This window comes from Halomonas sp. CnH100-B (genome assembly GCF_024124605.1).
GTDB lineage: Bacteria > Pseudomonadota > Gammaproteobacteria > Pseudomonadales > Halomonadaceae > Vreelandella.
Map to the genome: position 1 here is coordinate 266,105 of NZ_JAMXRX010000004.1, position 23,995 is coordinate 290,099.

Consider the following 23,995-nt stretch of genomic DNA (forward strand, 5'->3'; position numbering starts at 1 on the left):
GTTAGCCCTCCGCAGCCCGGCCCTTCTGCGGGAAGAGTCCACGCGGGCGTTTTTGAATAAACAGAATGATAAAGACCAGCACGATAATCTTGGCCAGCACCGCGCCCGCCCAAGGTTCCAGCACCTGGTTGATCACCCCCAGCGAGAGCCCCGCCACTAGCGTGCCCCACAGATTACCCACGCCGCCGAACACCACCACCATGAACGAGTCGATGATGTAGTTCTGGCCCAGGTTGGGGCCTACGTTGGTGAGCTGGGAGAGCGCCACGCCCGCCAAGCCCGCCACGCCGGAACCCAGCGCAAAGGTCATGATATCCACACGGGTGGCGCGAATACCCATAGAGCGCGCCATGGCGCGGTTCTGGGTCACGGCACGTACTTCTAGCCCTAAGCGGGTGCGACGCATAATCAGCATCAACGCAGCGAAAACCACCAGCGCAAAGCCCAGTACAAACATCCGGTTGAGCGTGAGTGACAGCGCGTCGTTAATGACCAGCGAGCCGCTCATCCACTCCGGCGTCACCACGGTGCGGTTGAGCGGTGAAATCACCGTGCGCACCAGCTGTTGCAGAATCAGGCTGATACCGAAGGTCGCCAATAGAGTTTCCAGCGGGCGGCCTTTGAGGAACTGGATCACGCCCCGCTCAATGGCAATGCCCACCAGGGCGGCCACCATAAAGCCTGCGGGGATAGACAGAATCAGCGCCAGCCCGGGCTGGCCCGGCAGCAGCTGCTGCATCATCCAGGTGGTGTAGGCGCCTAACATCATCAGCTCGCCATGGGCCATGTTGATCACGCCCATCACGCCAAAGGTAATCGCCAGGCCAATCGCTGCCAGCACCAGCACCGAGCCCAAGCTCAAGCCGAAGTAGAGCGTTTCCAGACCCCGGTTAATCTTGAGCTGCTGCTCGATGCCGGCCAGCGCGGTTGCTGCTGCATCGGCAACAATCGGGTCTTCACTATTCGCGGCACGGCCTAACGCCACGCGAGCACGCGGGTGAAGGCTGCCGGTGAGCGCCTCGACACCCGCCATCTCGCCCTGCTCGGCGCGATAAATCGCCACCGCCTGGGCCAAGCGCGTGCGAACGTACTCATCTTCCGCATCGGCAATCACCGGCGTCAGCGTCTCGGCCAGCTCGCCGTCCACTTCGCCCAGCAAACGGTCGGCGGAAGTGCGGCGGCGCTCGACGTTAGGCGAGTAGAGGTCCACCACGGCAATGGCGCTGCGCAGCTGGTTGCGCAGCGCGTTGTTGATGCCGATGCGGTCCAGGTCGCGGCGGGACATTTCGCCCAGCGGCTCGTTGGTCAGCGCATCCGCCACCGGCCAGTCACGGCCACGGTTCTCAAGCACTAGCACGAAGCGGCCATCGTCGGTGCGCTGTAGGCGGCCATCCAGCAGTGCCTGCAGCCAGTCGCGGGCGCGCTCGTCATCGCTTTGCAAAATAGCGGTAATGGCTTCGCCTTTATCGCGGTAGGAGTCCACATCCAGCGCGGTCAACAGCGCGAGTGCGGCTTGGTCATCGGGGGTCGAGGAGCTGCTTTGTGCCTGCGCCGACACGGCGGTGCCGAGTAGCATCAAGCACAGCAGCCCCAAGGAAAGGAAACGCCTCATGGGGTTCTTCCTTTGGTGATCAAATGGGGGAGATAGCGTGCTCCCCTACTGCGCCATTGCGCTGGCGCAGTAGGGGACGGAAGTTACTCGGCGAGCGCTGCTTCGGCTTCTTCTGCTGCGGTGCTGCCACCACAGGAACCGTTCACAACGTTAAAGTTGCCGCACTCCATGGGCTTGCGCCAATCAGCGATCAGGTCACGGGAGCCCGGCAGGTAATCCGACCACGCATCACCGGCCACGGTAGAGGGTGTTTGCCAGACGATGTCGAACTGGCCGTTATCCTGAACTTCACCAATCAGCACCGGCTTGGTGATGTGGTGGTTAGGCATCATCGCCGCGTAACCGCCGGAGAGGTTCGGCACGGTCACGCCGATAATCGCGTCTTTCACCGTATCCACGTCGGTGGTGCCCGCTTTACGCACGGCTTCGGCCCACATGTTGAAGCCAATGTAGTGTGCTTCCATGGGGTCGTTGGTCACCGACATCTCGTCACCGGTGTGCTCGATCCAGGCGTCGATAAAGTCGTAGTTGGCGTCGGTGTCTACGCTCATGAAATAGTTCCAGGCGGCCAGGTGGCCCACCAGCGGTGCAGTGTCGATACCAGAAAGCTCCTGCTCACCCACCGAGAAGGCGATGACCGGAATATCGGCAGCATCGATGCCTTGGTTAGCCAGCTCGCGGTAGAACGGCACGTTGGCGTCGCCGTTAATGGTGGAGATCACGGCAGTGGGCTTGCCCTCTTCACCAAAGCGGCGGATTTCGGAGACGATGTTCTGCCAGTCCGAGTGACCAAACGGCGTGTAGTTGACCATGATGTCTTCTTCGGCCACACCGTGCTCATCTTTCAGGAACGCTTCCAAGATGCGGTTGGTGGTGCGCGGGTAGACGTAGTCGGTGCCGATCAGCGCGAAGCGCTCGATACCCACTTCGTTGATCAAATACTCAACGGCAGGAATGGCCTGCTGGTTGGGCGCGGCACCGGTGTAGAAGACGTTTTCAGACGACTCTTCGCCTTCGTACTGCACCGGGTAGAACAGCAGGCCGTTGAGCTCTTCTACCACCGGCAGCACCGCTTTACGGGAAACGGAGGTCCAGTTGCCGAAGATCACATCCACTTCTTCCTGGGCCAGCAGCTCGCGGGCGCGCTCGGCAAACAGCGGCCAGTTAGACGCGGGGTCGACCACCACGGCTTCTAGCTGACGGCCCAGCAGGCCACCGGCTTCGTTCTGCTGCTCAATAAGCATTTCCACGGTGTCTTTCAGGGTGGATTCACTGATAGCCATGGTGCCGGAGAGCGAGTGCAGAATACCAACTTTGATGGGGTCGTCGTCTTGGGCCACCGCTTGCGCGCTGGCGCCCATCACAGCCGCGGTGATCAGGGCAGTGGCGAAACGGCTAAGGGTACGTGGGTGTGTCTTGCGCTGCAGTGTGGTCACTTGAACCTCCTTGCGCCCCTTATGGTTGGGGCTCGTGTTTGGGGTACCGCGACCAAGCGTTGTCGTTATTGAGGCGACGGGGCACTTGGTGCGTCCACTCGTGGGTCGCGAGTTACAACTCGTATTCACACGTCGCCATACACACTGCAAGGGGTGCGCCAATGTGGAACAAAGGCCACGATTAAAAATACAATCAAACACTTAGCTGTGTACAAAAAATACCGCTCAGACCACTCAGCACCAAGATGACGCAACGCGGCGGCGCCCATGCACGATTGTCATGCACCACCACGACGCTTTGCACCACGGGCGAAGGTGCACCATAAAAAAAGCGCCCTCGCAGACGCGAGGGCGCTTTCGGGGTCCGCCAATAGTGTTAGTTCACAGCAGCAGCGGCTTTCGTGCGACGTTTTTTGAGCAGCGGCAGGCCAAGCGACAGCACGGCGATGACCAGGAGCGACAGCGAAATCGGCTTGTCGATAAAGGTAGTCCAGTCGCCACCGGAGATCTGCAGCGCCCGGCGCATGGACTCTTCCATGATGTTACCGAGAATCAGCGCAAGGATCAGCGGCGCAGTGGGGAAGCCAAACAGGCGCATGCCCAAGCCCAGCAGGCCAAAGCCCAGCAGTAGCAGCAGGTCAAAGACGCTGAAGCTCATGCCGTAAACGCCGATCATGCAGAAGATCAGAATCATCGACAGCAGCAGCGGTCGCGGCAGGTCGAGGATTTTAGCGATCAGCGGGATCAGCGGCAGGTTCAGTACCAGCAGGAAGATGTTGCCGATGTACATACTGGCAATCACGCCCCAAAACACATCCGGACGCTGCTCCAACATCATCGGGCCAGGCGTCACACCCATCACCAGCAGCGCGCCCAACAGGACCGCCGTGGTACCAGAGCCCGGCACACCCAGAGTTAACAGCGGCACGAAAGAGCCGGTACAGGCGGCGTTGTTGGCCGCTTCCGGAGCGGCTACGCCCTTGATGTTGCCCTGACCAAAGGTGTCGCCATCTTTCGCCAGGCGCTTCTCCATGCTGTAGCCCAGAAAGGAGCCAATGGTGGCGCCCGCCCCCGGCAGTACGCCGGTAAAGAAGCCCAGTACGGAACTGCGGCTAATGGGGCCCGCAATTTTCTTCACTTCACCGCGGCTCAGCTTCAGCGAGCCAATCACGTTGCGCGGCACCTCTTTACCACCGCCACCACGCAGCAGCATGTAGAACACTTCCGCCAAGGCGAAGATACCCAGCGCCACGACCAGGAAGTCGATGCCGTCGAGCAGTTGAATCGAGTTGAAGGTAAAGCGCTCGGTGCCGGTTTGCGTGTCGATCCCCACAATCGAGATCATCACGCCAATAACCGCCGCAATCAGGCCTTTCACCAGAGACTTATCTGACAACGACACCACCGCCGTCAGGCCCAGCACCATGAGTGCAAAGTACTCTGCGGGGCCAAAGCTTACTGCCACCTTGGAGAGCAGCGGGGCCACCAGCATCAAAAAGACCACCGAGACCGTACCGCCAATGAAGGAGGCGTAGGCGGCAATGGCCAGCGCCTTACCCGCCATGCCCTGCTTGGCCATCGGGTAACCATCGAAGGAGGTCGCTACCGTGCCCGCCACGCCGGGGGCGTTGAGCAGAATGGACGACGTCGATCCGCCGAAGATAGCGCCGTAATAGACCCCGGCCATCAGAATCAACCCAGAGGAGGGCTCCATGGCAAAGGTGATTGGAATCATCAGGGCCAGCGCGCTGATCGGCCCCAGGCCGGGCAGCATGCCGATAATAGTACCCGCAAACACACCGGCGAATACGTAGGCGATATTGATTGGCTCAAGCGCGATGCCAAAGCCGTACATTAGATTGTTTAAGGCATCCATGGGAGTGTCTCTCGTTAAAACCCGCTATAGGTGCATCCGCACGCCATGCTTAGAACGGCAGTACGCCGGTGGGTAGGTAAACATCCATTACCCGCGTCATGGTCAGGTAAAGGGCCAGTACCACACCCAGCGATACCGCTAGGTTGACGCCATGGCGGCGATAGCCGTAATAGGCGGTTAAACCCACACTTAGTAGCGTGGAGGCCAGTACAAAACCCAGCGGCACCAGCAAGAACGCATAGGCGGCAATGGCCAGCGCGGTCACGATGACACGCGCCCAGGGAGTGAACAGCAGCGGTCCGTTAGTGGCCTCATGGTCGATTTCATCAGCCCCAGCAATGGCGCTCGGCTTTTCAAAAAACAGCAGCGCGGCCAGTAGCAGCAGCGACACACCCAGCACTTTGGGGAAGAGGTCTGAATCCACCGGGCGCGGCAGAGGAAACGTTGGAATTTGCCAGGCCATGGCCAGATAAGCAGCCGCTACCAGTGCTAGTACGAGCGCTAGCCACTGGTTAACATTTAATCGAGTCATTGGAATTTCTCCGAAGATGCCAACGCAGTTGCGTTAGCCCTCGCGGTAACAGATAGAAGCATCCGGCGGCGCAGAGCCGCCGGCGTATCTCTAACGGGCGCTGGCGCTTACTGGCGCAGCAGGCCCAGGTCGGTCAGCACGCTGCTGAACTGCTCTTGCTGCTCATCCAGGAAGGTGCCGAACGCGTCGCTATCCTGGTAGGCATCGATCCAGCCCAACTGGTCGCTGGCTTCGCGCCATGCTTCGGTTTCGAGCATTTCAGCGAACAAAGTCTCGTAGTACTCGACCGCTTCTTCCGGCATGTCCGGCGCACCCATCACACCGCGCCAAATATCGAAGGTGTAATCGAAGCCCTGCTCTTTATAGGTCGGCACGTCGGCCAAGCCGCCGCCCAGACGCTCTTCGGAAGAGACGCCCAATGCGCGCAGCTGGCTGCCTTCGCCCAGTTGGCCCACGGCTTCACCGGCTCCGCCGATCACCGCTTCGATATGGCCACCCATCAGGTTGGTCATGGCATCGCCGCCACCGGAGAACGGAATATAGTTCACCGCAGAGGCTTCCATTCCCGCCGCCGAGGCCAAGCCCGCCACCGAGATATGGTCCATGGAGCCCGGCGCACTGCCGCCGCCCACACTCAGGCCGGGGTTGGCTTTGAGCGCTTCGAACAGATCTTCCAGGTCTTGGTACTCGGAATCCGCCGCGACCAGGATGATGGAGTAGTCGGTGTTGATCCGCGCAATCGGCGTGAAATCGGTATGGTCGTAGCGCGAAGCGCCTGCCAGCGGCACCAGAATCATCGGCGGGCTGGTGGCAAACAGTTTGTGCGGGTTGCCACTATCACGGGCGACCTGGGCCCACGCCACTGCGCCGCCGCCGCCGGGTACGTTGATGGCGGCAAAGCTTTCGTCTGCCAGGGACTCCTGCTGAATCACGCGGGACATGGTACGCACCAGCGTATCCCAACCGCCACCGGGGTTAGCGGGGGCGATGAACTCGATGGAGCGGCTTGGTGTCCACTCTTGCGCTTGAGCAGAGGTCGTCATGGCCAGGGCGGCCATCGGCAGGGCAAGCACGGCGATGCGCTTCAAGGAAAGCGTAGTCATTGGCGTTCTCCACATTATTGTTCAGGCGTTATTATTCATACGGTGTTTTGGTGGGCGCGGCTTGTTGTGTGCGCCGAGTCATGAACCAAAAGCACGGCTAATCTGCATCACGCTTCGCGCGCGGTGATCAGCTTTGTGTGGTTACGCCGTGAACGTTAGAAGAGTGCCACCCCCATCGACAAGCTTGTGACCATTAACGACAAATTGTTCTTTTTGTGCGTTTTGTTCATTTTGTTCACACAGCGGCGCTCACAACGTTTCCAACCACCCTTTGGCGGCGCTCAACAACCGATAACGCCGCTCGGGGCGGCCCACATCGCCATACCCGAGTTCAGCGCTCAACGCTTGTTCCGCCACCAAAAACTCCAGGTAGCGTCGTGCGGTCGAGCGGCTGGCGCCCATGGTGCGAGCCACCTGCATCGCGGTAAGCGACTCGGATTCGGCGGCCAGCGCATCCACGACCCGGCGCAGCGTCAAGCGGTCGATGCCCTTGGGCAGCGTGCGGCTACCCGTGCGTGCGGGCTCGCTAGGCGTCACTCTTGCCAGCACGTGATCCAACTCGTCTTGGCTCATTTCAGCGCGGTTCGCCAGCGCTTCACGCTCGCGGCGAAAGCGGGTCAGCATCTGATTCATGCGGGCCGCTTCTATGGGTTTGATCAGATAGTCGAACACCCCGCCACGCAGCGCCTCACTAATGGTCTCCACCTCTTTGGCAGCGGTGACCATCACGATATCCACATGCACATAGTCGCGGCGAATGGCCCACAGGAGCTCAAGTCCCTCAACATCCGGCAGGTAGGCATCCAGCAAAATCAGTTGAATCTCTGCAGCGTGCAGAGCCATCAGCGCTTTGGCTTCGCTGCCGTTGCGTGCCATGCCCACCACGTAAAAGCCCTCGCTCTGCTCGATAAAGGCGCGGTGGATATCGGCGATGCGAAAATCGTCTTCGACGACCAAAATGCCGTATTGCGTCGCAGACATGCGGTGTCCTCTTATTGTCGTCATGATCTCGTTATGAGGTCGGGGGCTGCGTGGCGGGATCGGCGCATAGTGAGCGATCCAGCACGGCCGTAAAACACGCGCCCCCCAGCTCGCTCTCTTCCAGCGTTATCGCGCCCCCGTGCTGGCGGCAAAGCCTATCCACCAGGGCAAGCCCGATGCCCCGGTGTTTTCCAGTCTTGGTGGAAAACCCGTCGGCAAAAATCGATTCGGCATGCTCGGCGGGCACCCCGGCGCCGTTATCTTCTACTTCGATAAGCAGCTGCTCGCCGAGGTCGGTGAAAAACAGCCGCACCTGGGGCTTGTCACCGTGGGGGCCGTTGAGCGCGGCGTGGCAGGCGTTATCCAGCAGGTTGCCCACCACGCTCATCATCACCTCTTGGCCGGTAGGCGTCAGTGGGCAGGAGAGCGAGCTCTGCTCGTCGATCTCCAGGGCAACGCCCAGCTCGCGGGCACGGGTGAGTTTGCCCAGCAGCGTGCCGCTCAGTACCGCATCCGCCACGTGGCGCATCAAAAAGCTCATTTGCGCCTGGGCGCGCTCGGTTTCCTGATGAATCAGCGCCAATGCTTCGTCGATACGCTGCAACTGCAACAATCCTGAAATGGTGTAGAGCTTGTTGGAGAACTCGTGGGCCTGGGCGCGCAGCATATCCACATCGCGGCTGGCCTGGGTAAGCGCTTGGGAGAGGTCGATGATCTCCCGGCGGCTGCGGAAGGTGGCCACGGCCCCCTCTATCTCGCCTTCATGGAGAATCAGCACCCGGTTGACCACCACCGGGTGATCCCCCAGCCACATCTCTTGATCGAACTCCTGCTCGCCGTGCTTCAAGACTTCCAGCAGCCGCGAGTTGGGCACCACCTCGCGGATCGGCTGCCCCAGCAGCACGTGCTCATCCGGCAGCTCTAAAAAGCGCCGCGCCTGCTGGTTCACCAAGGTGATATGACCATCCCGATTCACGGCGAGAATGCCTTCGTGAATCGACTGCAGAATGGCCTCTTTCTCCATTGCCAAACGGGCGATTTCGTAAGGCTCTAAGCCTAGGATGATCTTTTTAAGGTGCTGCGATAGCCAGTAAGCGCCCGCAAACCCCAGCACAATCATGAGCGCCACCAGCGCCCAGCCGAGGCTGGTGTAGCGGGCCACATCCATATCGACGCGGTCGAGCATAAAGCCCACCGAAACCACCCCGATAATGTTGCCCTCCTCGTCCCATACCGGCGTCTTGCCGCGCATGGCGGTGCCCAGCGTGCCGGTGGCTTCGGAGACATAGGACTGTCCATAGATCAGCGCTTGGTCATTATCGCCGCCTACCATGGGCTGACCAATGCGCTCGGGCACGGGGTGGGAGTAGCGAATCGATTGGGCATTGCCCACCACCACGTAGCGTGCGCCGGTTTCCTGGCGCACTCGCTCGGCTAGCGGCTGAATGATGGCAGAGGGGTCAGCAGTGGTAAAAGCGTTTACAATCTGCGGCATCCCGGCCACGGTTTTGGCCACGGCCAGCGCCCGCTCGCCCATTTGGTAAGTGATGATCTCGGCTTTGCGATGGTTGAGATAGGTGCCCTGAGCCAGCAGCATGCCCGCTAGCAGCAACCCCACCAGCACCATAACCTGCAGGCGGAAACTGCGCTTATACCAGCGGCGCTTGGCACGGGTACGGCGCCAGCGCTGTAATTCGGCCAGTGTTCTAGGGCGAGGGGCGGTCATAACGGAACTCACTCTGCGCGACCGCGTCATTATGGCACGCAGCGCCTAATGGCCGTTAGTCGTTGCGCTGCCACCTCGCTGTGCTTTGATAACAGCCCCTTACCGATCCTACGCTCAAGGAGGAGTGTCGTGCGACACCTATTACGTTTTCTGGTTTTCAGCGGTACGGCATTGTGGGCCACGGGGGCCGTGGCCTATCCGTTCTATGCCCCACCACCGCCTAAAGAGGACACGCCCGTGTTCAGCGGCGACGCGGAGCTGGGCTTTACCCACCTGTCAGGCAACACCGATAGCCAAACCCTGATCGGCAAAACGCGCCTGACTTGGCTCACGGGGCAATTGACTCATTCGCTACGGGGGGAGGTGCGCAACGTCAGCAAGGAGGGTGAGACCAGCGCGGAGCAGTACTTATTGGCCGGGCGGGAGCGCTATGACTTTAGCGGGCCACACTATCTCTTCGGCTTTGCCCGCTGGGAGAAGGACCGCTTTGCCGGTTACGACCAGCAGCTCTCAGTGATTGGCGGCTACGGGCGGCAGCTGCTGGAAAATAAGCAACATACGCTCTCATTAGAAGCGGGGCCGGGGTATCGCAATGATCGCCTGCGAGACGAAGACAATCAGCAGCTGCCCGTGGCCTATACCGCTCTGGACTATCGCTACCGGTTTTCCGAGTACGCGGATATTTCCCAAGAGATGTCGGTGGAGTACACGGATGAAAATACCACTGCCCGCTCGCTGACGGCGTTGACTGCTCGGCTCAATGCCAAGCTGTCGCTGCGCCTCTCTTATGAAGTGAAGCACAACTCCCAGCCCCCGGAAGACGCCACCGAGCGCACCGACACCACCACCAGCGCCTCGCTGCTGTATAGCTGGTAAGCGCGGTGGACGCTAGCGGTGTTGCCCTCGGTGGGCCCACCCGGTCATGCGTTTTTCCAACAAAGCGAACAGCTCATACATCACCATGGCCATGGCGCTAATCACCAGTAACCCGGCGAATACCAAGCCCATGCGCATCTGCGAGCCTGCGCTCATCATCAGATAGCCAATGCCTTGATTGGAGGCCACGGTTTCCGATACCACGGTGCCTACGAACGCTAGGGTGATGGCAATTTTGAGCGAGGCAAAAAAGTACGGCAGCGAGCGAGGCAGGCCTACCTTGAGCAGCACATCGATACGCCGCGCACCCAACACGCGCAGCACGTCCTCCATCTCGGGCTCCAGCGTCGCTAGCCCCGTGGCCACATTCACCACGATGGGGAAAAAGCAGATCAAAAACGCGGTGAGGATGGCGGGCACTGAGCCGATCCCAAACCAGACCACTAGAATGGGCACAAAGGCCACTTTCGGGATGGCGTTAAACCCCACTAATAGCGGGTAGCAGGCGTTATAGAGAAAGCGCGACGAGCCGACGATAAAGCCCAGCACTAGCCCCACCACGACGCCCAAGCCAAAACCAATCAGCGTGGTCCAAAACGTTTGCCAGGAGTGCATGGCAATCGGCCCTGAATACGTCACCAGCGCCTGTAGGGTGTCTAACGCGCTTGGGAAGATAAAGCTGGGTACGTTGAAGAGCCTCACCGAGGCTTCCCACACGACCACCAGGACAGCCACGGCGATCCAGGGCGCTAGCCGTTCAATCAGCTTGCTGTTATGGGTCATATTCATGTCCGTTAGGTACTGCGCACTTCGCCAATCTGGGCGCGTAGTTCCTGCACCAGATCGATAAAAGGCTTTTCATAGATGGTTTCCAGCGCCCGAGGCCGGGGCAGCTCAATGGCGCGGCGCTCGATCACACGACCAGGGCGGCGGCTCATCACGTAGACCGTATCGGCCAGGAACGCGGCTTCACGCAGGTCGTGGGTTACCAGCACCACGGTAAACCGCTGGGCTTCCCATAAATCCCGCAGCACGCACCAAAGCTCTTCGCGGGTGAAGGCATCCAGCGCGCCAAAGGGCTCATCCAACATTAGCAGGCGCGGCCGATGAATCAGTGCGCGGCAAATCGAGGCCCGCTGCTGCATACCACCCGAGAGCTGCCAGGGGTATTTATCTTCGTGCTCGGCCAAGCCCACCGTGGCAAGCAAATCCCGCGCCCAGCCCACAAACTCCTCCCGGCGCTGGCGGAACTGCTTTCGGTAGGGCTCGACGATTTCCAGCGGCAGCAGCACGTTATCCAGGGTGGTGCGCCAGGGCAGCAGGTTGGCGTTCTGAAACGCCATACCGGAGATTTTCAGCGGCCCGGTCACAGGTGCATCATCCACGCGCACGCTGCCCTGGGTCGGCGCGTGCAGCCCAGTGCACAGCTTCATAAAGGTGGATTTACCGCACCCGGAAGGCCCCACGAAGGCGACAAACTCGCCTTCGTGGATATCGAGATTAATATCCTCAATGGCATTGCCGGTGCCGTCGTAGGCCAGGCTTACGTCATCAAAGCGGACAAACGCTGCCGACATTACTCGGCCTCCGGCAGCAGCCTGCGCTCTTCTACCGGCGGTAGGTAGCGGGAATCAAACACTTGGTCGGGCGACGGCAGCGTGGGCAGTTCATAGGCATCCGCCACCAGTTGAATCGCCTGCATTAACCGCTCGTCATCCACGCCGCCCACGCCAAACTCGCGGGCATCGGGGGTATCCACCACGCTCTCCAGCGCCAGTTTCAAACGGCGGGTTTCCATCTCCACATCAATCAAGCCATCGCGGTTTTTTACGTACTCGATGGCGGCTTCCGGGTCGGCCAGCGTCTCACCCAGTGCGCGGTTAAAGGCGCGTAAGAATCCCTGAACCGCTGCGGGATTGGCTTCCGCGAACGCTTCGCTGGCCAGAATCGCGTTGCCGTAGAGCGGCACGCCATAGTCCGGGAACGGCATAATGGTCAGGTCATCTTCACTCATCCCGCGCTCTTCTAAGTTTAGCAGGCTGGTGAAGTAGAACCCGGTGATGGCATCCACGTCGCCGCGGGTCAGCAGCGTCTCACGCAGCGTAGGGTCGACGTTCTGCCACTCCACCGCATCGGCTTCCAGGCCGTTGGCCGCGGCGAAGATGCCCCAAGCGCGATAGCCGGTATCGAAGGCCGGGGCGGCAATGGTTTTACCTGCCAGGTCAGCGGGGCTTTCGATCCCGCTCTCCTTACGGGCAAATACCGCGGCAGGCGTGCCGTCATAGACGATATACACGCCCTGAATACCAGGACCTTCAGGGTTTTCCGCCAGGAATTCGACCAGCGCGTTCAGGTCGCCAAAGCCCATCTCATATGCCCCGGAGGCGACCCGGTTCACCGCCCCCGCCGAGCCGCTGCCGGAATCAATCTGCACGTCCAAGCCCTCTTCAGCGAAGTAGCCTTTTTCAGCCGCCATCAAGAAGGGGGCGGCGGGGCCTTCGAAACGCCAGTCGAGCTGGAAACGGATGGGCGTCATGTCTGCCAGTGCGCTCATCGGCAGTAGCGACAGTGCCGCGCCGCCGAGCACGCTAGAGAGAAAAGTGGGTGTGGCAAAGCCGGGGCGTTGTGTCATAGCGTAAGGCACCTTGTATACAATGATTGCCCTGGCCGTTGCAGCAATGTTGCCATTTTTTGTTTTTTACAATTTATTCATGACGTTATACGCCTTCCATTAGCAGATAACACGCATCAAACGTCCAACATGGTGCGATCCATCCGCAGTGTGCACCATTTTCAAACATTTCTCGCCAGAGCGTTAGACTTTGGTCTAATCCGACGGTATACTATGTTCAGTTTCCTGTCCTCGCGCCATTCATTGAATGGCGCTTTTTTTTGTTCTGAAAACGGGCCTGGACGACTAGCGTCTCGCTTAGCGCTCTTGCGCCGTTAAGTCGGCTCACGCTTTGGTTTGTTAAGCTAACGCGTTCCCCGCTCTTTCCTGCCAACTCCCATTCATAGGTGTTCGACATGAACCAACCTCCCCAACATGCCGAGGGGCCCTCGCGGTTTTCCCTCGGTGATCCTATTGTGCTGGTGCTCAGCATCGGCTTCATCGTGGCGTTCCTCGGGCTCTCGTTTTACGACATCGACCGGGTCGCCAGCTCTATCAGCGCAGGCTTTGCCTGGACGGCGCTGGTGCTGGGTAGCTATTTTCAGCTGCTGCTTCTACTGACGTTTTTCATTGCGATTGGCGTGGCGTTAACGCCGGCAGCGAAAGCCAAAATCGGCAATCTCGATGCACCAGAAATGAGCACCTTTAAGTGGCTCTCGATCATTCTGTGTACGCTGTTAGCCGGTGGCGGGGTGTTTTTTGCCGCGGGCGAGCCGGTGTACCACTTCGTGGTCACCCCACCCGCCTTTGATACCGAGGCGGGGACCGCTGAAGCGGTCTCCGGCGCGCTGGCGCAGTCGTTCATGCACTGGGGCTTTATGGCTTGGGCAGTGCTGGGATCGCTCACCGCCGTGGTACTGGCCCACGCCCACTACGTGAAAGGCCAACCGCTGCAGCCGCGCACGCTGCTCTACCCGATTTTTGGGGAACGCCTGATGCGTGGCCCGCTGGGCAGCTTAGTGGATGCCTGCTGTGTGATTGCCCTAGTGGCGGGCACGGTAGGTCCTATCGGCTTTTTGGCCACGCAGGTGAGTTTTGGCCTGCATGAGCTGTTTGGCCTGCCGGAAGGCTACACGGGCCAGCTCATCATCCTGGCCGTGTTAGGGGCCATCTATGTGCTCTCTTCCATGAGCGGGGTGCATAAAGGCATCCAACTGCTGAGCCGCTTCAACGTGCTGCTGGCCTTAGCCATTGGCGCCATCATTGTGGTGTTTGGCCCCACGCTGTTTTTGGTGAACACCTACGTTTCCAGCATGGGCGCGTATGTCAGCGAGTTTTTCACCATGGCCACCATGACCGCAGAAACCGCCCCAGCGTGGTGGATGCAGTGGTGGACGGTGTTCTTCTTCGCTTGGTTTATCGGCTATGCACCGCTGATGGCGATTTTCGTGGCGCGCATTTCACGGGGCCGCAGCATTCGTGAAATGATTCTGGCGGTGGCCGTACTCGCTCCGATTGCCACCACCGTGTGGTTTACGCTACTGGGCGGTTCCGGCATTTACTACCAGTTGACGGGTGTGATCGATCTGACCGAAGCGCTCAATAACTTCCAGTTCGACGTCGCGACCCTCACGGTGGCGCAAGCGCTGCCCGGTGGCACCTGGATGGCGCTGGCGATTCTGCTGCTCACCACGATTTTCGTGGCCACCACCGGCGACTCCATGAGCTACGCGATCGCCGTCGTCGGCGCAGGCCATGATGACCCCAGCCCTTACATGCGCGCTTTCTGGGGAATCGCCATGGCACTGATGGCAGCCGTGCTGTTGTACATGGGCGCAGGCCAAATTAGCGCGCTGCAGCAGTTCATCGTAATCACCGCGATCCCGGTGTCGCTGATTCTGCTGCCTTCACTATGGAACGGCCCACAGGCGGCCTACGCCATGGCGCGGGAACAGGGCATCATCGACTAACAGTGATGGGCGACGTCTAACTACAGCCCTTCCAGCAGCCTCAGAATCGTCTGCGGCTGCTGGTTCACCCGGGTCAGCATCGCGATACCCACCTGCTGAAGCAGCTGTGCGCGGATGAAGTTCGAGACTTCCTGTGCGTAGTCGGCGTCTTGAATACGCGACTGGGCAGCGGAGGTATTGATGATATTGGTGTTGAGCCCGTCGATGACGCTCTCGAAGCGGTTCTGTACCGCGCCTAAATAGCTGCGCTGGCGGTCCACCTGCTTCATGGCCTCATCCACGACATCCATCGGATTGGGCGTGGCCGAGCCGTCGTCCAGCACGCTGAAGGTATCCAACCCCAGTGCCTGACGCCCCATCGCCGAAAAGCGCACGCCAATCACATCCCCGGCGTTGGCTCCCACCTGAATGTTAAGGGTTTTATCGCTCTCGATCAGCCGAATGCCGTTAAAGTTGCTCTGCTCGGCAATGCGATCGATCTCTTCCAACCGTTGTTCGATTTCTAACTGGATAGACGCCCGATCCGCTGATGAATTGGTGCCGTTGAGCGCCTGCACGCTGAGTTCGCGGATGCGCTGCAGGCTATCGTTGATCAGGTCCAACGCGCCTTCGGCGGTTTGCACCATAGAAATGCCGTCGTTGGTATTGCGAATCGCCTGGTTCATCCCGCGAAGTTGTGCGCCCATGCGATTGGCAATCGCCTGACCTGCCGGGTCATCCTTGGCGCTATTAATACGCAGCCCCGACGACAGACGCTCCATGGAGGTCTGCATCGCCTGCTGGCTACTGCGTAGATGGTTCATCACCAGTAGCGACGTGATATTAGTCGCAAGGCTGATCACGGGAGTGACTTCGAAAATGAGCGCGACATGCGTGGTTAGCATCATTATCGACCGATAACCACGAAACGTGAGGCCTATACCTCAATAATATCGCGCATGCGCATACAGAGTTACGAAGCCGGGCCTGCGCTGAGCGAGCGCCCGCTGGCCGCCAGCACGTCATCGACTGGGCCACGCACGTAATCATGCTGGAAGTAGCCGTCGTCCACGACGTCGCCGTCCCAGGCCACGATATCCAAGTCCATGGTTCGCGGCCCGGATTTGATCGGCCCACGCACTCGCCCCAGGCGGTGCTCGACCGCTTTCAAATAGGCTTTGAAGGCATCACGCTCTAGCGTGGTGCGCACCACCAGCGCGGCATTGAGAAAATCGGGCTGCTGCTGAAAGCCGACCGGTGCCGTGCGGACGGCTTCGGAGCGAGCCACCAGTTCGCATTCACTGCTCAATATCTCTAGCGCCTGGGCGAAGTGGTGCTCTGGTTCAATATTGGACCCCACTGAAATCACGCACTCGTGGTACCGGGTGCTAGGTGTTGCATGTGACGACGTTGTTGGCATAGCGACATCCCAGATAAAAGCCGATGATGGAGTAACGAGACAAAGACGCTGACAAGATGCTTTCCAACAGCCGCGACGTTCACCGCGCCGTCATGGTTCGACGGGCTGATGTAAAGCGCTGATGCACAGCATCGAACCGCGCTTCCACAGAGTAGACCGTTGGCCATTTTGTTCAAGCTCTGTACAAGTTATTGACAAACGCTGCGCTCACGCAGAAAGTCTGGGGTATCAACGCGCGTCATTCACAACACAGCGAGGGATTCGTCATGCCGACACCTGCGGCACTTGTTACCGGCGGCGCCACACGCCTTGGCCGCCATTTTGCGGAAGCATTGGCCGACAAGGGCTTCGATATCGCCCTGCATGTCAACAGCTCCCGAGGGGAGGCCGAAGAAGTCGCCACGGTGATTCGTGGCAAAGGAAGGGAGTGCGAGATACTTCCCTGCAACTTTCTGAGCGACTCGCTGGAGACGCTGATTCAACAGGCGAAAACACGTTTCCCCTGCTTGAACGTGCTGCTAAATAGCGCCTCGGCCTACGAACCTGCCCCCATCGCACAGACCGAGCTGGCCATGCTGGAGACCCAGTTTCGGGTCAACATGTTCACCCCGCTGCTCCTCACACGCCATTTTGCCGATGCGGTAGAGCACGGTCAGGTGATCAACATCATCGACAACAAAGTGGCCTACCACCAGTACCCGTATGCGGCGTACCTGCTTTCCAAGAAAAGTCTGGCCGACATGACCCGAATGGCCGCGCTGGAGTTTGCGCCACGCCTGCGAATCAACGGTATTGCGCCGGGTGTGGTGTTGCCGGCCTCACAACGCACGAGCGACTACATTCAGTGGCGTATCGAGGGTATTCCTGTGGATCACCAGGGTGACCCGGCCCATCTTGTACAAGCTTTGCATTACTTGCTGGATAACGCGTTCGTCGCAGGGCAGATCCTCTTCGTGGATGGCGGCGAGTCGATCAACCTGGAAGGTCGTCACTCCGAGAACTACCCTGGCCAGCGCTGACCCAACGCAATGAGGCCGCCCGAAGGCGGCCTCATGCACGACACGATCTCAACGCTTAGGTTTCGTCGACATCGTCATGGTCCGGCTTATGGTGCTCCGGCTCATGCTGTAACGCGTCTTCGCTACGCTCTGACAACGGTGCCGTGTCGGTACGCTTCCGTTCGGCTTTCGCTTCCAGAATGCGCACGTTGGCAGGCGGTGTCTTGCCACCTTTGGTTTCACCAAAGTAGAGCGTGGTATGCGGGAACGGAATCTCGATGCCCGCCGCATCGAAGCGCAGCTTGACCAAGCGGTTGTAAGCACGGCCGACGGCCCACTGGTCGCCCGGCGTGGTTTTGATCACCACGCGGATGTTCACCGAGCTATCCGCCAGGGCCGTCACACCGGCCACGGTCAGGTCGGCCAACAGCTTGTTGCCATGCTCGTCGCTGGCCTTGAGATCTTCGAAGGCAAGCTGGAGCTGCTCGATGGCTTCGTCGATGCTCTCGTTATAGCCAATGCCGTATTCGCCCACATGGTTGCCGTACTCACGCATGTAGTTGGAGACGGTATCGACGCTGGAGAACGGTACGATATGGTACGTACCGGATAGGTCGCGAATCCCCACCGAACGAATGCTCAGACGCTCCGCCGTGCCGGTAATGCCACCCACGGTCACCACGTCGCCGGTATTCATGGCGTTCTCGACCTGAATGAACACCCCGGTGATCACATCCTGCACCAGCTTCTGCGCACCAAAACCAATCGCCAGACCCAGTACACCAGCACCGGCAATCAGCGGCCCGATGTTAATGCCGATTTCCGAGAGCACGATCATGCCGGTGATGGTCACCATGGCGATCGCCAGCGCATTACGGAACAGGCTCAGCAGCGTTTTGGCACGGGCAGAGGGTTCGCCATGCCCGGTTTCCGGGTTGAGCTTGTGCTCGATCAGGCTCGCCAGTCCCAGCCATACGCCCAGCGACACCACCAGAATGACCGCCACGCTGATCAGGTTACCCACCAGGTTGGCACCGCGCTCGGAGGCGTACCAGGCGGCGAGATCAAAGGCCCCCCAGGCATCTAGCACCACCATGATCACCGCAACGACGATCACCGTGCGCAGCACGCGCAGCGCGTTGGGCACGTAGCTGTTCAACCGGACTTCCAGCAGCGGCAGCTTACGGCGCAGGTCATCAGAGAGTTGAATACGACGACCAATGGTCTGTGTCAGGAACGCAGACAGCAGCAGGCCCACGACCACGGCGCCGAGCGTCTTCAACGTCGCGAAGAGGACGAAGGGCAGCGCATCGCCAGGACGGGTCAGGGTCAGCACGAACACCATCAGGAAATAGATCAGCGCGAACAAATGCCATGTCCGGGCAAAGAGCTGCAGCGACACGCGGCTGGCCGTCAGCGTCGAGCGAGCGCCCATTTGGTTCAGGTTATCGCGCAGACGCACGCGGTTTTTGAGCACCACGCCCACCGCATAGATGAACGCCAGCAGCATGATCAGCGTGCCGACCGCCTGCCCCAGAGAGGCCGCGATATAGAAGTTGACCAGCGGCACGACGACCATCAAGCCATACCCCACCATGCCGATCAGACGCGCCAGCCAGCGATTCCAGTAGGATGCCTCTTTGGCGGAAATCGGCAGCAGGCGGAGGCCTTCATAGCGCGAGGAGAACAGCATCCGCACACCGGCCTTCAGCAGCTCGATGATCAGGAAAGCGTTCAAGAAGAGTGAGGCACGGGTAGAGAGCTCACCGGTTTCCCCCACCGCAAAGGTCGCAATCAGGTTACCGCCCACGTACGCCAGCGCTACCAGCAGCACGTCCAGCACGGCGGCAATCGCCACGCAGAGCACCAAACGCAGTACCGGGGTCAGGCCAGTGCCCTGCTGCGACCAGGCGCTGATCTTGGTAAACAGCGACTTTGCCAGACGGCGAAACACCATGAAAATGGCGAAGGTCGCCACGATCACGATGCCTAGATTGATCGCGGCACTGATGAACGCCGCCATATCGAAGCTGCTGCCCGTACCCTGGCCGGAGAACATGTTGCCGACGATGGCCACGGCCTGCTCGATCTGTCCGCCGACATCGCCCACCACGCGGCTGGTCAGTTCCGCCAACTGGCGGGGCAGCGACACGTCTTCAGGCGCCACGTTGCCCCCTGCTGCGGCCGCTTCTGGCGACAGCTCGGCCGCCACACCGGCGGGCAGCTCGGAGGCTTGATTGCGTAGCAGTTCGATCAGCTCCTGGCGGGCCTGCTCGTCTTCCAGCAGGTCGGCCAGCGCCGCATAAGAGGGTTGCTCTTCAGCGGCAGGCGCGTCGCTCTCGGCGCCTAGCGTGGTTTGCGCCATGGCTGGCCCGGCCAGCATGGCGAATAGCGTCAGCATCCAGACGCCTAGCCAGGGTAGTAAACGTAGTGACGTCACACCATAACCTCCCTTTGGGTGAGTATTTGCCATCCTGCACTCGTTAAGTTTCAGCCTATTAATGTTAAACACAGGATAGTGCATCCGCTAAGAATGCCAGCGTTGTATAACGCTTTGATTGAAGGGGCTAGGGTAACATGCCTCTATGCCAGAGACGTTAACGCGCCCGTTTTTTGCGCGCCAATGAAACCCGACCCCGTCATTGACAATGGGGTGCCAGCCACTGCTGCGCCATGACGATCAGCAGGCCGTAGCGCGCCCCTTTGGCCAGCACGATCCAGAGCAGTGCCCGCCACCAGGAAAGACGCATGACGCCCGCCAACACGGTGAGCGGGTCGCCAATCACGGGCACCCAGGAGAGCAGCAGGCTCGCTTCGCCAAAGCGGTGATACCAGCGCTCAGCGCGGGCAAGCCCTTGAGGCGACACTGGAAACCAGCGCCGATGTTGATAGTGGCGAGCGTAACGACCCAGCGCCACGTTGATCAAACTGCCCAGCGTATTGCCCGCGGTGGCGACAAGCCACACACCAACGGCAGGTTCGCCCATGCACCAAAGCCGCGCTAACCATACTTCCGAGCCGCCGGGCAGCAGCGTGGCGCTGGCCAGCGCCACCCAAAACAGGCTAAACACGTCACGCGCCCTCTAACGTTTAACGGGGCAGTTGACCACCGAGCTGCTGGGTGATCTCCGCCGCGATTTGACGCACCAGCGCCCCCAGCACCAGCAGGCGCTCTTCGGGAATGCGCGCCATAGGGCCCGAGACGGAGATGGCCGCCAACGGTGTGGCATGCTCATCGAAAATACAGGCCGCCACGCAGTGCAGGCCAATGGCATGCTCTTCCCGGTCGCAGGCAAAGCCCTGGGCGCGTATGGCGGCCATTTCCGCCTGGAGCGCCTCCGTTTGATAGAGGGTATTTTCAGTGACACGGGCCAGCTCGTAGCCGCCTTCTAACAGCGCGCTGCGCTCCTCCTCGCTCATCCACGCCAGCAGCGCCTTGCCCACGCCGGAGGCGTGCAGCGGCGCACGGGAGCCCAGCCGCGTAATCATACGCATCATCTGCGGGGATTCGTTTTGCGCCAGGAAGACCGCCGTGGCGCCATCGCGGATACCCAGGTTCGCCGTTTCGCCGGTTTCTGCGGTTAAGCGACGTAAAAACGGGCGGCTTTTGGCCACCACGTCGCGAGCTTCTAAAAAGCTGTTACCAATGCGGAAGGTTTTGACGTCGATGCGCCACAGGCCCTGCTCGCTCTCTTGGGTGACAAAGCCCTGGCTTTGCAGCGCCTGAAGCAGGCGGTGGGTGGTGGAAGGGGCAAGGTCGGCCATCTCCGCCAGTTCCGAGAGCGCAAGGCCCAGGGGGCTGGCGGACAAATACTCGAGTAGCGTGAGGCCGCGTACTAACGATTGGCTATGCCCACCGCTGGCTTTGGTGGCTCCTGCCGGACGTCCGACTGACCTGCGCTTGGCTTCACTCACCTGAGACTCTCCTGACGGCGCTGAATGACGTAAAAAGCCAGCAGGATAACGCGCTGCGCGGGCGCTGTCGCGTTTACGGAAACAAATTCCACCATTGGATGGCTAGCGGTGTTGCCACTGGGGCGGGCGTTTCTCGATAAACGCATCGATCCCTTCGGCCACGTCGTCGGCCAGCATGTTGCACGCCATGGTGTCGCCAGCAAAGACATAGGCCTCATCCAGTGGCATCGTCAACTGACGGGCAAACATGGCTTTGCCGGTACGCACGGCCACCGCGCTTTTCGCGCAGAGGCTCGCGGTGAGCGCTTCAACCTCGGCATCAAGCTCGCCTTCTGCGGCGACACGATTGATCAGCCCCCACTCGGCGGCGGTGTCTGCGCTGATAAACTCGCCGGTCAACAGCATCTCCATGGCCCGCTTTCGGGGCACGTTGCGCGAAAGCGCCACGGCCGGGGTCGAGCAAAACAGGCCCACGTTAATACCAGAGACCGCAAAGCGGGCGCTGCTGGCGGCCACGGCCAAATCGCAGCTAGCGACGAGCTGGCAGCCCGCAGCGGTGGCAATGCCCTGCACCTTGGCAATCACCGGCACGGGAAAATGGACGAGGCTTTGCATCACCTTGCCGCAGCGCGCGAACAGCGCTTGGTAGTAGGCTTTATCCGGGTTCGCGCGCATCTGCTTTAAGTCGTGGCCTGCGCAGAAGGCTTTACCGTTGGCTGCCAAAACCACGCAGCGCACGTGCTCATCTTGGATAATGTCATCCAACGCAGCTTGCAGCGCTTCCAACATCGTTTCCGACAGCGCATTGAAGCGCTCGGGCTGATTAAGAGTAAGCGTCACGACGCCCCCCTGCGCGGTGCGCAGCAGGCAGTCGTGGGAAGGGGACGCATGAGGGGACGACATGGCAGGCTCCTGAGCAGACGTTGCTACCCAGTCTAGCGCTTGCTTGGGCCGCCGAGGGCGCGCTACGACCAAAGTGGCCTCCCACTCGGCGGAAGGCCACCTTTGGATTACGCCTTCTCGCGGGCGTCCTGGCGAGGGTTGTAACCCAGCGGGTGGGGTTCGCCGCGCGCCTTGGCCAGCTCGATCTGACGCTGACGCTCACGGGCGGCGGCGCGGGTTTTCTCGGGCAGCGAGTCGATGCAGTGGGGGCAGCTAATGCCCGGCTCATAGGCCGACGACTGCATATCTTCCTGGGAGATCGGCATCCGACAGGCGTGGCACTGCTCGTGCTCGCCTTCGGTAAGGTCGTGGCGCACGGTGACTCGGTTATCGAACACGAAGCATTCGCCGCGCCACAGCGACTTCTCTTCCGGTACCTTTTCCAGGTAGTTCAGCACGCCGCCTTTCAGGTGGTACACCTCTTCGAAGCCCTCTTTCAGCATGAAGCTGGAGGCTTTCTCGCAGCGGATACCGCCTGTGCAGAACATGGCGACCTTTTTATGTTGCTCCGGATTGTAGTGCTCGCGCACGTACTCTGGAAACTCGCGGAAGGTGGTGGTTTTCGGGTCTACCGCGCCTTCGAAGCTGCCAATCGCCACTTCGTAGTCGTTGCGAGTATCAATCACCAGCACTTCGGGATCGGAGATCACGTCGTTCCAGTCCTCTGGCTCCACGTAGGTGCCCACGGTGTCGTTGGGGTCGATGCCCGGCACGCCGAGGGTGACGATCTCTTTTTTCAGTTTGACCTTGGTGCGGTAGAACGGCGGCTCGTCGCAAAATGACTCTTTGTGGTCGATATCGGCCAAACGCGGGTCGGCGGTGAGCCAAGCCAGCAGCGCGTCGATACCTTCGCGGCTACCGGCCACGGTGCCGTTGATGCCCTCTTTGGCCAGCAGCAGCGTGCCTTTCACGCCGTTATCCAGCATGGTTTGGCGCAGCGGCTCGCGCAGCGCTTCGAAATCGTTCAGGGTGACAAATTTGTACAGCGCCGCCACCACGATGGGCGGTGTTGGGGTCGGGGTCATGGAGTGCTCCTGGTAGTCGCCCTCGCAAAGGGCGGACCGGGTCAATAAAGGCGCGCATGATAACAAAAAGCGCGCCGTGGGTGCATCTCGGCGTGTTTGACGCAGATCAAAGGGGCGCCAATCGTCGATTATTTCGACGACATCATTGAGAAAGCTTCACCCCACGTCACGCGCACTCGGTCGTATAGTAGGCGGCAACTTAACTCAGTGATGAGGTGCTTTTCATGAAGATTCGTCGTTCCAACGAGCGGGGCTACGCAGACCACGGCTGGCTGCGCTCTTACCACACGTTTTCGTTCGCCAATTACATGGACCCCAACCACATGGGCTTCCGCGCGCTGCGGGTGATCAACGAAGACCGTGTGGCCCCCGGCCACGGCTTTGGTGCCCACCCCCACCGGGATATGGAGATCATCTCCTACGTGCTCGATGGCGAGATGGAGCACAAGGACAACATGGGCAATGGCGAAGTGATGCGCCCCGGCGACGTGCAGCGCATGTCGGCAGGCACGGGCGTGCTGCACAGCGAGTTCAACCACTCCCAAGAGAACGGGCTGCACTTTCTGCAAATCTGGATCGAAACCGCCCAGCGTGGCATTCAGCCCAGCTACGAGCAGAAGCACTTCCCCACCGCCGAGCGGCAGGGTCAGTGGCGCTTGGTGCTCTCCCCAGATGGTCGCGATGGCTCGGTGAGCGTGAATCAGGATGTCAATCTGTATGCCAGCCTGCTGAGCGCCGGAGACCACGTCACGCCCCCGCCCTCACGCTACGCATGGCTGCACGTGGTGAGAGGGGCCGTCGACGTGAACGGCGAGCGACTCACCACCGGCGATGCCGCCGCTTTTACGCCGGACGAGCACGTTGAGCTGACTAGCCACGACGCCAGCGAAGTGCTGCTGTTTGATTTGGCCTAACAGCACCTAACTAGCAAGTGATATAACGCAAAACGGCCCCGTTGGGGCCGTTTTGGTAACAAGCGCTGGCTAGCTATTT

Annotated in this window: 21 protein-coding genes; 4 read left to right on the forward strand and 17 right to left on the reverse strand. The window is 60.2% G+C overall.

The genetic code is table 11. The features are described from left to right. Nucleotide 1: 1 nt before the first annotated feature. The 7 genes from urtB to NH398_RS10880 form a co-directional block, all read right to left on the reverse strand. On the reverse strand, nt 2–1,612 hold the full coding sequence (urtB, locus tag NH398_RS10850) for an urea ABC transporter permease subunit UrtB (protein WP_253018521.1): 1,611 nt from the start codon (nt 1,610–1,612) through the stop codon (nt 2–4). Between the two features lie 83 nt (nt 1,613–1,695). After that, nucleotides 1,696–3,048 (reverse strand): urea ABC transporter substrate-binding protein, encoded by a 1,353-nt coding sequence (gene urtA, locus NH398_RS10855; protein WP_253018523.1) that lies wholly within the window; start codon nt 3,046–3,048, stop codon nt 1,696–1,698. A gap of 376 nt (nt 3,049–3,424) precedes the next feature. Beyond that, a complete protein-coding gene (locus tag NH398_RS10860) occupies nt 3,425–4,924 on the reverse strand; it encodes a tripartite tricarboxylate transporter permease (protein ID WP_253018525.1) in 1,500 nt (499 codons plus the stop codon). Between the two features lie 49 nt (nt 4,925–4,973). After that, the gene (locus tag NH398_RS10865; RefSeq protein ID WP_159343471.1) at nt 4,974–5,456 is read right to left on the reverse strand and encodes a tripartite tricarboxylate transporter TctB family protein; all 483 of its coding nucleotides are present in this window, start codon (nt 5,454–5,456) and stop codon (nt 4,974–4,976) included. A gap of 107 nt (nt 5,457–5,563) precedes the next feature. Continuing rightward, nucleotides 5,564–6,559 (reverse strand): tripartite tricarboxylate transporter substrate binding protein, encoded by a 996-nt coding sequence (locus NH398_RS10870; protein ID WP_253018527.1) that lies wholly within the window; start codon nt 6,557–6,559, stop codon nt 5,564–5,566. Nucleotides 6,560–6,808: 249 nt separating this feature from the next. After that, a complete protein-coding gene (locus NH398_RS10875) occupies nt 6,809–7,540 on the reverse strand; it encodes a response regulator (protein WP_253018529.1) in 732 nt (243 codons plus the stop codon). A 31-nt stretch (nt 7,541–7,571) separates the two neighbouring features. Further along, nucleotides 7,572–9,266 carry a sensor histidine kinase gene (locus NH398_RS10880; protein WP_253018531.1) on the reverse strand — a complete coding sequence of 565 codons (1,695 nt, stop codon included), beginning with the start codon at nt 9,264–9,266 and terminating at the stop codon, nt 7,572–7,574. A gap of 129 nt (nt 9,267–9,395) precedes the next feature. Between NH398_RS10880 and NH398_RS10885 the strand changes: the two genes are divergently transcribed. Then, the gene (locus NH398_RS10885; RefSeq protein ID WP_253018533.1) at nt 9,396–10,142 is read left to right on the forward strand and encodes a DUF481 domain-containing protein; all 747 of its coding nucleotides are present in this window, start codon (nt 9,396–9,398) and stop codon (nt 10,140–10,142) included. A gap of 12 nt (nt 10,143–10,154) precedes the next feature. Here the strand turns inward: NH398_RS10885 and NH398_RS10890 are convergent, their stop codons facing one another. The 3 genes from NH398_RS10890 to NH398_RS10900 are packed head-to-tail and all read right to left on the reverse strand — an operon-like array spanning nt 10,155 to nt 12,774. Next, a complete protein-coding gene (locus NH398_RS10890; protein WP_159343475.1) occupies nt 10,155–10,925 on the reverse strand; it encodes an ABC transporter permease in 771 nt (256 codons plus the stop codon). A gap of 11 nt (nt 10,926–10,936) precedes the next feature. After that, a complete protein-coding gene (locus NH398_RS10895) occupies nt 10,937–11,719 on the reverse strand; it encodes an ABC transporter ATP-binding protein (protein WP_253018535.1) in 783 nt (260 codons plus the stop codon). Then, nucleotides 11,719–12,774, reverse strand: a complete 1,056-nt coding sequence (locus tag NH398_RS10900) for an ABC transporter substrate-binding protein (protein WP_253018537.1) — start codon at nt 12,772–12,774, stop codon at nt 11,719–11,721. The genes NH398_RS10895 and NH398_RS10900 overlap by 1 nt, the downstream gene beginning before the upstream one ends. Before the next feature lie 395 nt (nt 12,775–13,169). On the opposite strand from NH398_RS10900, the gene NH398_RS10905 reads away from it, so the two are divergent. Further along, nucleotides 13,170–14,723, forward strand: a complete 1,554-nt coding sequence (locus NH398_RS10905; RefSeq protein WP_159343478.1) for a BCCT family transporter — start codon at nt 13,170–13,172, stop codon at nt 14,721–14,723. A gap of 20 nt (nt 14,724–14,743) precedes the next feature. Here the strand turns inward: NH398_RS10905 and NH398_RS10910 are convergent, their stop codons facing one another. Next, entirely contained in the window at nt 14,744–15,565 is an 822-nt protein-coding gene (locus tag NH398_RS10910) for a flagellin (RefSeq protein ID WP_366070519.1), read from the reverse strand. 110 nt (nt 15,566–15,675) lie between these two features. Continuing rightward, nucleotides 15,676–16,122: a 2-amino-4-hydroxy-6-hydroxymethyldihydropteridine diphosphokinase gene (gene folK / locus NH398_RS10915; protein WP_253018539.1), complete on the reverse strand. Its 447-nt coding sequence runs from the start codon at nt 16,120–16,122 to the stop codon at nt 15,676–15,678. Nucleotides 16,123–16,388: 266 nt separating this feature from the next. On the opposite strand from folK, the gene NH398_RS10920 reads away from it, so the two are divergent. Further along, nucleotides 16,389–17,141: an SDR family oxidoreductase gene (locus NH398_RS10920; protein WP_159343481.1), complete on the forward strand. Its 753-nt coding sequence runs from the start codon at nt 16,389–16,391 to the stop codon at nt 17,139–17,141. Between the two features lie 55 nt (nt 17,142–17,196). On the opposite strand, the gene ybiO is transcribed toward NH398_RS10920, so the two are convergent. The 5 genes from ybiO to NH398_RS10945 all read right to left on the reverse strand — a co-directional run bounded on the left by ybiO (nt 17,197) and on the right by NH398_RS10945 (nt 23,002). After that, entirely contained in the window at nt 17,197–19,560 is a 2,364-nt protein-coding gene (gene ybiO / locus NH398_RS10925; RefSeq protein WP_159343482.1) for a mechanosensitive channel protein, read from the reverse strand. A gap of 199 nt (nt 19,561–19,759) precedes the next feature. Beyond that, on the reverse strand, nt 19,760–20,191 hold the full coding sequence (locus NH398_RS10930; protein WP_159343483.1) for a YqaA family protein: 432 nt from the start codon (nt 20,189–20,191) through the stop codon (nt 19,760–19,762). A 19-nt stretch (nt 20,192–20,210) separates the two neighbouring features. Beyond that, nucleotides 20,211–21,035 carry an IclR family transcriptional regulator C-terminal domain-containing protein gene (locus tag NH398_RS10935; protein ID WP_159343484.1) on the reverse strand — a complete coding sequence of 275 codons (825 nt, stop codon included), beginning with the start codon at nt 21,033–21,035 and terminating at the stop codon, nt 20,211–20,213. A 102-nt stretch (nt 21,036–21,137) separates the two neighbouring features. Beyond that, on the reverse strand, nt 21,138–21,938 hold the full coding sequence (locus tag NH398_RS10940) for an enoyl-CoA hydratase (protein ID WP_253018541.1): 801 nt from the start codon (nt 21,936–21,938) through the stop codon (nt 21,138–21,140). 107 nt (nt 21,939–22,045) lie between these two features. After that, nucleotides 22,046–23,002 carry a rhodanese-related sulfurtransferase gene (locus NH398_RS10945; protein WP_159343486.1) on the reverse strand — a complete coding sequence of 319 codons (957 nt, stop codon included), beginning with the start codon at nt 23,000–23,002 and terminating at the stop codon, nt 22,046–22,048. A gap of 224 nt (nt 23,003–23,226) precedes the next feature. On the opposite strand from NH398_RS10945, the gene NH398_RS10950 reads away from it, so the two are divergent. Further along, entirely contained in the window at nt 23,227–23,916 is a 690-nt protein-coding gene (locus NH398_RS10950) for a pirin family protein (RefSeq protein ID WP_159343487.1), read from the forward strand. Nucleotides 23,917–23,995: the final 79 nt, after the last annotated feature.

Coding starts and splice junctions, on each gene's coding strand:
- folK (WP_253018539.1), bottom strand. CDS start 16,122: ATGCCAACAACGTCGTCACATGCAACACCTAGCACCCGGTACCACGAG.
- NH398_RS10900 (WP_253018537.1), bottom strand. CDS start 12,774: ATGACACAACGCCCCGGCTTTGCCACACCCACTTTTCTCTCTAGCGTG.
- NH398_RS10950 (WP_159343487.1), top strand. CDS start 23,227: ATGAAGATTCGTCGTTCCAACGAGCGGGGCTACGCAGACCACGGCTGG.
- NH398_RS10870 (WP_253018527.1), bottom strand. CDS start 6,559: ATGACTACGCTTTCCTTGAAGCGCATCGCCGTGCTTGCCCTGCCGATG.
- NH398_RS10890 (WP_159343475.1), bottom strand. CDS start 10,925: ATGACCCATAACAGCAAGCTGATTGAACGGCTAGCGCCCTGGATCGCC.
- NH398_RS10945 (WP_159343486.1), bottom strand. CDS start 23,002: ATGACCCCGACCCCAACACCGCCCATCGTGGTGGCGGCGCTGTACAAA.
- NH398_RS10880 (WP_253018531.1), bottom strand. CDS start 9,266: ATGACCGCCCCTCGCCCTAGAACACTGGCCGAATTACAGCGCTGGCGC.
- urtB (WP_253018521.1), bottom strand. CDS start 1,612: ATGAGGCGTTTCCTTTCCTTGGGGCTGCTGTGCTTGATGCTACTCGGC.
- NH398_RS10895 (WP_253018535.1), bottom strand. CDS start 11,719: ATGTCGGCAGCGTTTGTCCGCTTTGATGACGTAAGCCTGGCCTACGAC.
- NH398_RS10865 (WP_159343471.1), bottom strand. CDS start 5,456: ATGACTCGATTAAATGTTAACCAGTGGCTAGCGCTCGTACTAGCACTG.
- NH398_RS10940 (WP_253018541.1), bottom strand. CDS start 21,938: ATGTCGTCCCCTCATGCGTCCCCTTCCCACGACTGCCTGCTGCGCACC.
- NH398_RS10905 (WP_159343478.1), top strand. CDS start 13,170: ATGAACCAACCTCCCCAACATGCCGAGGGGCCCTCGCGGTTTTCCCTC.
- NH398_RS10920 (WP_159343481.1), top strand. CDS start 16,389: ATGCCGACACCTGCGGCACTTGTTACCGGCGGCGCCACACGCCTTGGC.
- NH398_RS10875 (WP_253018529.1), bottom strand. CDS start 7,540: ATGTCTGCGACGCAATACGGCATTTTGGTCGTCGAAGACGATTTTCGC.
- NH398_RS10860 (WP_253018525.1), bottom strand. CDS start 4,924: ATGGATGCCTTAAACAATCTAATGTACGGCTTTGGCATCGCGCTTGAG.